General features: G+C 71.1%; 6 protein-coding genes. 1 reads left to right on the forward strand and 5 read right to left on the reverse strand.

What is annotated here, in order from left to right; genetic code table 11:
* From G6R24_RS15960 to G6R24_RS15975, 4 genes are all read right to left on the reverse strand, one after another.
* A partial coding sequence (locus G6R24_RS15960) for a glucose-6-phosphate dehydrogenase assembly protein OpcA (protein ID WP_163550038.1) occupies window positions 1–1,023 on the reverse strand: 1,023 nt, incomplete at its 3' end.
* A gap of 100 nt (window positions 1,024–1,123) precedes the next feature.
* Window positions 1,124–2,653: a glucose-6-phosphate dehydrogenase gene (gene zwf, locus G6R24_RS15965; protein ID WP_163550039.1), complete on the reverse strand. Its 1,530-nt coding sequence runs from the start codon at window positions 2,651–2,653 to the stop codon at window positions 1,124–1,126.
* 31 nt (window positions 2,654–2,684) lie between these two features.
* Window positions 2,685–3,800 (reverse strand): transaldolase, encoded by a 1,116-nt coding sequence (tal, locus tag G6R24_RS15970; RefSeq protein WP_163550040.1) that lies wholly within the window; start codon window positions 3,798–3,800, stop codon window positions 2,685–2,687.
* A gap of 749 nt (window positions 3,801–4,549) precedes the next feature.
* On the reverse strand, window positions 4,550–4,921 hold the full coding sequence (locus G6R24_RS15975) for a hypothetical protein (protein ID WP_163550041.1): 372 nt from the start codon (window positions 4,919–4,921) through the stop codon (window positions 4,550–4,552).
* A gap of 148 nt (window positions 4,922–5,069) precedes the next feature.
* On the opposite strand from G6R24_RS15975, the gene G6R24_RS15980 reads away from it, so the two are divergent.
* Window positions 5,070–5,939: a heme o synthase gene (locus G6R24_RS15980; protein WP_163550043.1), complete on the forward strand. Its 870-nt coding sequence runs from the start codon at window positions 5,070–5,072 to the stop codon at window positions 5,937–5,939.
* A 767-nt stretch (window positions 5,940–6,706) separates the two neighbouring features.
* On the opposite strand, the gene G6R24_RS15985 is transcribed toward G6R24_RS15980, so the two are convergent.
* A partial coding sequence (locus tag G6R24_RS15985; protein ID WP_420840668.1) for a COX15/CtaA family protein occupies window positions 6,707–7,792 on the reverse strand: 1,086 nt, incomplete at its 5' end.

Raw genomic sequence — 7,792 nt, forward strand, 5'->3', positions numbered from 1 at the left:
CGCGGCGGGGGTGGCGGGGGCCGCCGCGGTGGCCGCGCCCACGCCGGCGGGGACCGGGGTGTGCTGCATCGGGTCGCGCCAAATGTGCTCGCGATGCGGGTTGCGCTCGGCCAGGTTCGGCAGGTTGCTCCAGGTGCCGAGCGCCTCGGCGAAGGTGACGTCGTCGTCGAGGCGACGCAGTTCCTCGGCGAGCAGCTCGCCGAGGCCGCCTTCGACCAGCGGCAGGACCCGGTCGGGGTAACCGGAACGGGCGATCGTCGCCGAATGGGCGTCGGTGCGGGTGATCGCGAGGCGGTCGCTGCCACCATCGACGGCGACGCCGCCGATGGTGGCGTCGCCACCGGTCTCGCGCACCGTCACCGCGACGCCGAGCCGGTTGCGCAGCCAGCCGGCGAACAGCTGGGCGCTCGGGTTCGACCGTCCGGCGCTGATCGTCACGGCGGTCGGCTGGTCGCTGACCGCGTCGAACGCGGCGGCGAGCAGGGTCCGCCACGGGGAGAGCCGGGTCCACGCGACATCGGTGTCGCCCGGGGCGAAGTCCGTGGCCCGCTGAGTGAGGGCGGCCAGCGGGTCGGGTGCCCGGGAGACGTCGGTGACGCGGCGGTCGGCGAACACACCGAGCGGGTCGTGGGCGATCCGGACCGGCGGCTCGTCATGCCACCAGGTGACGACCGGGGCGTCCGGGGCGAGCAGGGGCAGCACGACCGATTCGGCGTGCAGCGCGAGGCGTCCGGACATCCGCATGACGACGGCCTCGCCCGGGCCGAGCCGGCCGCCGATCGACACCTCCGCGTCCAACCGGGGATGCGGCGCGTCGATCTGGCGGCGCACGACCAGCAGCAGCCGGCACGGATGCGCGGACGCCGCCTGGGTCGCCGCGGCCTCGGCCTCGCGGACGTTCTTCTCGTCGACGACGGCGACGAGGGTGAGCGCCAGACCGAAGGCGAGGGCCCCGGCCGCACGCCGTTCGGCCGCGAGCGCCTTGACCACATCGGATCCGGTGGTGTCCCACAGTGTGGTCACGAGATGCTCCTCTCCGCCCAGCGACGGCACTGCGCCCGGGACGAACGTCCGAAGGTGCGTCCAAAGGTGCGTCCGGAGACGGTGGGATGCCCGGCGGCGATCATGGGCGCCGCCAGCGGCGGCTGTCGAGGGCGAGCATCTCGTCGGCGGCCGTGGGACCCCAGCTGCCCGCCCGGTACCGGAACGGGGTGGTGCTCGCCCAGTGCTCCTCGAGCGGGTCGATGATCCGCCACGACTCCTCGACCTCGGCGTTGTTCGGGAACAGCGTCGCGTCGCCGAGCAGGACGTCCAGGATGAGCCGCTCGTAGGCCTCGGGTAGCGCCTCGGTGAACGCCTCGCCGAACAGGAAGTCCATCGCGACGTCGCGGACCTCCATCGCCGAGCCCGGCACCTTGGAACCGAACTTCAGCGTGACACCCTCGTCCGGCTGCACCCGGATGACGAGCTGGTTGTTGCCGAGTTCGGCCGTGTCGGTCTGGTCGAAGGGCAGGTGCGGCGCCTTCTTGAACACGATCGCGATCTCGGTGACCCGCCGCGGCAGCCGCTTGCCGGTGCGCAGGTAGAACGGCACACCGGCCCAGCGCCGGGTCTCGATGCCCAGGCGCACCGCCGCGTAGGTCTCGGTCCGCGAGTCCGGTGGGATGTCCTTCTCGTCCAGGTAGCCGGCGACCCGCTCGCCCGCGAGCCAGCCCTGCTCGTACTGACCGCGCACCGCGTAGCGAGCCAGGTCGTCCGGCAGCGACACCGCGCGCAGAACCTTGATCTTCTCGGTGCGGATGGTCTCCGCGCTGAAGCTGACCGGCTCCTCCATCGCGGTGAGCGCCAGCAGCTGCAACAGGTGGTTCTGCAGGACGTCGCGGGCGGCACCGGTCTCGTCGTAGAACCCGGCCCGGGTGCCGATGCCGACATCCTCGGCCATGGTGATCTGCACCGAGTCGACGAACTGCGAGTTCCAGATCGGTTCGAACAACGTGTTCGCGAAGCGCAGCGCGAACAGGTTCTGTACCGTCTCCTTGCCGAGGTAGTGGTCGATCCGGTACACCCCGGCCGGTGTGAACACGTCGTCCACCAGCGAGTTCAGCTCGCGGGCGGAGTCGAGGTCATGCCCGAACGGCTTCTCGATGACCACCCGGCGCCAGGCGTCGCCGCCGGTGTTGGCCAGGCCGGTGCGCTGCATCTGCTTGAGCACGACCGGGAACGCCGACGGCGGGACGGACAGGTAGAACGCCGCGTTGCCGCCGATGCCGTGGCTGCGGTCAAGCTCCTCCAGCGTGGCGCAGAGCTTGTCGAAGGCCACATCATCGTCGAACGATCCCGGTACGAACCGGATCGAGCTCTCCAGCCGGTCCCACACCTCGGCGCGGAACGGGGTACGCGCCCCCTTCTCGGCGGATTCGCGGGCGAACTGGGCGAAGTCGCCGTGCTCCCAGTCGCGCCGGGCGAAGCCGAGCAGGACGAACCCCGGCGGCAGCAGACCGCGGTTGGCCAGGTCGTACACGGCCGGGATGAGCTTCTTGCGGCTGAGGTCTCCGGTCACGCCGAACACCACGAGGGCGCTGGCGTCCGGGAGTCGCGGCAGCCTGCGGTCGCGCGGATCCCGCAGTGGGTTGGAGTTCAGCGTGGACGCCACCCGATCCCCCTTCGTGTTCGTCGTGGGCCGGTCAGCGGGCGGCATCGGAGCGGCCGAGCTGCTGGGCCACCGTGTCGAGCAGCTGCTTCCACGAGTCCTCGAACTTCTGGACGCCCTGTGCCTCGAGCGTCTCCACGACATCATCGATGTCGACGCCGACCGTGGCGAGGGCGGCGAACACCGCCCGGGCGTCGGCGTAGTTCGGCCGGATCGTCTCGCCGGACACGCTGCCGTGGTCGGCGAACGCCTGCAACGTGGCCTCGGGCATCGTGTTGACGGTGCCGGGGGCGATCAGCTCGGTGACGTAGATCGTGTCCGGCAGCGACGGGTCCTTCGTCGAGGTCGACGCCCACAGCGGACGCTGCGCCTTGGCGCCCTTGGCGGCCAGTGCCGCCCAGCGGGGCGAGCCGAAGATCTTCTCGTATCGCTCGTAGGCTAGGCGCGCGTTCGCGATCGCGGCCTTGGCGTGCAGGGCCTTCGCCGCCGGCGTACCGATCTTGTCGAGGCGGCTGTCCACCTCGGAGTCGACCCGGCTGACGAAGAACGACGCCACCGAGGCGAGATCGGAGACGTCACGCCCGGCGGCGACGGCCTGCTCGACACCGGTCAGGAAGGCCTCGATCACCGCCTCGTAGCGCTCCAGGCCGAAGATCAGGGTGACGTTGACGCTGATCCCCTCGGCGATCACCCGGGTGATCGCCGGCAGGCCCGCGAGGGTGGCCGGGATCTTGATGAACAGGTTCGGCCGGTCGACGAGCCACCACAGCGCGCGGGCCTCGGCCACGGTGCGCTCGGTGTCGTGGGCCAGCCGGGGGTCGACCTCCAGGGAGACCCGGCCGTCGACCCCGCCGCTGGCGTCGTACACGCCACGCAGCACGTCGCAGGCCTCGCGGACGTCGGCCGCGGTGATCGCCCGAACGGCCTCACCGACATCGACGCCACGGACCTTCAGGTCATGCAGCTGCTCGGAGTACTGATCGCCCGAACCGATCGCCTTCTGGAAGATCGTCGGGTTACTGGTCACACCGACGACATCGCGGGTGGCGACCAGGTCGGCGAGATTGCCGGTGCGCAGTCGCTGACGGCTGATGTCGTCCAGCCAGACCGCCACTCCGGCGGCCGAGAGCTCGGACAGGGGGGTGCTCATCGGTGGTGTGTTTCCTCTCCGCGGCGATGGATCCTTCACACGATCTCAAGCTCGTCCCGGCGTCCGTCATGCCGGGATGATCCGTGAATCCGGCCGAGGTGGCCGAACCCACACCGGCCTGGCGCCAGGCGACGCGGCCGGATGAGACCTGCCGGGCGGTGCCGGATGCAGCCCTCGGGCAGTGCACCCGCCCATCCGGTCCAACCCCTTGGGCCCCTACCCCACCATGCCTGCGCCATCCCAGTCTGATCCCAGTCTGATCCCTCACGGTGCGCCTGCGTGACGCCCAGGTAGCGATGAGACGAACAGCCAGGTCAAATGGCCTGGACGGGGAGTGTGACCGATGCCATGGCGAGACGACCACCACCACAACTTCCACCTGGTCGGGCGGGCCACCCGGGCGGTCGGCCCAGCCGGGACGGGTCGACCGGCACCCCGCGGGCCGGACCTGAGACAGACGGCGGGCCGGACGTGAGGCAGACCGCATCCCCGCCCAGGGGGATCCAGGCGCGACCGGCGCGCGTGCGCCCCGATCCGACAGCTAGACTCCGACACGTCGTAGAACACCGTGCGCTCCGTAACCGGGGCTCCGTCCAGTGCGGGTCGTCCGCCGATCCCGCCGATCGCGAGGTCGCTCTGTCTACCGAGGCCGCCCTTCGTCGCCGGCGCGTCACCACACGCGGCCCGGTGCGGTCGGACACGTCACCAGCGGTGGCTCCTGGCTCCGTGGCCGCTCAGTCCGAACTGGGTCAGGTCCCGCACCAGGTCCAGCCGCAGCCCCCGAACCCGGCTGCCGCTGCCACCGTGACGGGCTCCAACGGCGTCAGGCCGTCCACCGGTGTGAGCCTGGCGCCGTCCACCGGTGTGAGCCTGGCGCCCTCGAACGGTGTGAGCGTGCAGCCGTCGAACGGTGTGAGCGTGCAGCCGTCGAACGGTGTGAGCGTGCAGCCGTCGAACGGTGTGAGCGTGCAGCCGTCGAACGGTGTGAGCGTGCAGCCCTCCAACGGTGTGAGCGTCAAGCCGTCCAACGGCGTGCAGCCGTCGAACGGGGTCAAGCCGTCCAACGGGGTGAGCGTCGCTCCATCGAACGGGGTGAAGGTGTCGAACGGTGTGAGCGTCACGCTGTCCAACGGCGTTTCGGCGTCCAACGGTGTTTCGGTGTCTCCTGGCGTCGCGGTGGCCGGTGGCGTCGGGACGCTCGCGGTCGCGGGTGGCCCGGTGGCGCGGCTCGCACCGGGTGCGGGGGCCGGCTCGGGTGTGCTGGGCGCGCTGAACGCGAAGGCGCGCGCCTACGTCGCCCTGATGAAACTGCGCGTGGTCGAACTGCTGCTGATCACCACGGTGCCGGCGATGATGCTCGCCAAGCGCGGTATGCCGTCGGTGTGGCTCATCGTCGTGACCCTGGTCGCGGGCACCCTGTCCGCGGGCAGCGCGAACACGATCAACTGCTACGTCGACCGCGACATCGACCAGGTGATGGGCCGCACCCGTAAGCGCCCCCTGGTCCGCGCCACCGTGACGCCGACCGAGGCGCTCGTGTTCGGCATCCTGCTCGGCATCGTCTCGACGCTCATGTTCGGCCTGCTGGTGAACTGGCCGTCGGCGCTGCTGTCGCTCGGCGCGATCTCGTTCTACGTTTTCGTCTACACACTTGGTCTCAAGCGCCGCACCCCGTCGAACATCGTCATCGGCGGCGCGGCCGGTTGTTTCCCGGTGCTGATCGGCTGGTCGGCGGTCACCGGATCACTGAGCTGGTCGGCGGCGCTGCTGTTCGCGATCGTCTTCTTCTGGACGCCGCCCCATTTCTGGGCGCTGGCGATGAAGTTCCGTGACGACTACGCCGCCGCCGGAATCCCGATGCTCCCGGTCGTCGCCTCACCCGAGACGGTGACACGCCGCATCCTGTTCTACGCCTACGGGATGGTCGCGGTGTCCCTGGCACTCGCCCCCGTCGCACACACCGGATGGTTCTACCTGGCCAGCGCGATCGCGGTCGGCGGCTGGTTCCTGGTCGAGGCACACCGCATCGTCCGGCGCACCGCCCGCGGCGAGGACCCGCGCGCCATGCACCTGTTCCACATGTCCATCACCTACCTCACCCTCCTGTTCACCGCGATCGCCATCGTCGCCGTCGTCTGACCTGTCTCTCGGACGCCCGTCGAAGGTCCTGATCGGGACGGCCCTGGGATATGCGAATCACGGCCCCGGGCCGGCGTGCGTGACGCCGGCCCGGGGCCGTTTCGTCTGCCCCGTCCGGGCCGCCAGCCGTCGACCGTCCTGTGTGGACGACCGAGCCCTGTGTGGACGACCGAGCCGCTGGGCCCGCGCCGACCGGACACCGCCCGCCGCGGCCATGACCGGCACCGGCCCACTCTCTCCTGAGGGAGGGCCGTTTCCCCGCCCCTGAGTAGGCGGCTTTCACGGCTTTTGTTCCGGTTCTCGGGCAGGTGCGTGCTGCACGGGTTGCCGTGGGGTGTTCCTGCCAGGGCATCGAGCCTGCCCCGAACCCGTCCTGCATCGCCCTGGCCTGGGCCTGTCTCGGGGCTGTCTTGGCCTGTCTCGGGGCCGCTTTGGGGGAGTAGCGGCAGGGGGTGGGTGGCCGATCGGCCGGTTTGAGGCCGATCCATCGACACCCGCTATCCGCGGCTCCACGCGGGCTCGTGCCCAGAAGACGAGACGGTCGCGGCCGTGAACCACCGTCCAACAGGACCCGCGTGTCTTTGAGCGTGGACCCGACAGCGCCGTGACTGGCCACCGACCCGGTGCGAACCGGCCCCCGCCGCTGCCCCCGCCGCCACCACCACTGCCGCCGCTGGCAGTGACACGGCCGGCGGCGACACGGCCGGACTCGGATGGGGCGGAGGGAGCGTGACTGAGCCGGCCGGGCGGCTGAGCCGGCCAGGCGGTCAGGGGATGAGGTTCGCCGACAGGGCCGGGGTTGCCGGGCGGTCAGCCGCGGATTCGGGAGACGTCGCGGACGTGGCCCTGGGTGCGGCCCCCACGCCAGCCGTGGCGGATTCGGCCGCGGCCGTCCTGGCTGCCGGGGGCTCGCTGACAGCGCTGGCGGTGGCGGCGGCCGGTTCGAGGGCGGGGCGCTGGGCCATGGCGAGCCACAGGTAGAGGGCGGCGATCCACATCACGGTGGCGCCGGTCATGTGCAGGGCGACCAGGCCGGACGGGATGCCGAGGAAGTACTGGGCGAACCCGACCCCGGCCTGGGCGACGATCGTGGCCAGCAGCACCAGCGACCCGCGCCGCGCGGCGGTGGGGGCCGTGGTGATCCGCACGGCGAAGGCCATCGCCGCGGCGAGGCCGGTGAGCAGCATCGCGCCGTCGGCGTGCAGCTGGGCGACATTGACGATGTCGAAGCCGAACCGCGCACCATGGGTGGCGTCGCCGCTGTGCGGACCAGTGCCCGTGACCACGGTCCCGAGCACGAGCACCGCCCCGGCGGCGACGACGAGCAGCCGGGCCAGCCACAGCAACGCGGGGGCGACCGCCGGTGTCACCGGACCGGCCCCCTGTCGGGACCGGCGCTCCAGCACGACCGCGTTCCATAGCAGCACCATCGACAGCAGGAAATGCGCCGCCACCGTGGCCGGATGCAGCTTGGTGAGCACCGTGATCCCACCGAGCACCGCCTGGCCGAGGTAGCCAAGCCACAGCCCGAACGACAGCCGGGTCAGATCACGGCGCCGCCCGCCGCGCAGCCGCAGCGCCATCAGCGGGGTGATCAGCACCACGACCCCGACGACCAGGCCGATCACCCGGTTGCCGAACTCGATCGCACCGTGCAACGCGTACTCGGAGTGCGGCGTGAACGACCCGTCACCGCACTGCGGCCAGGTGGGACAGCCCAGGCCGGAGCCGCTCAGGCGCACCACTCCGCCGCTGACCACGATCAGCGACAGCAGGACGACATTGGCCGCGGTGACGATCTGAAACGCGCGTCGCCCGACGAGCGGCAACCTCCGACGCGCTGTAGAAGCTGA

Origin of the sequence: Candidatus Frankia nodulisporulans, from assembly GCF_902806475.1 — a bacterium.
Lineage (GTDB): Bacteria > Actinomycetota > Actinomycetes > Frankiales > Frankiaceae > Frankia > Frankia umida.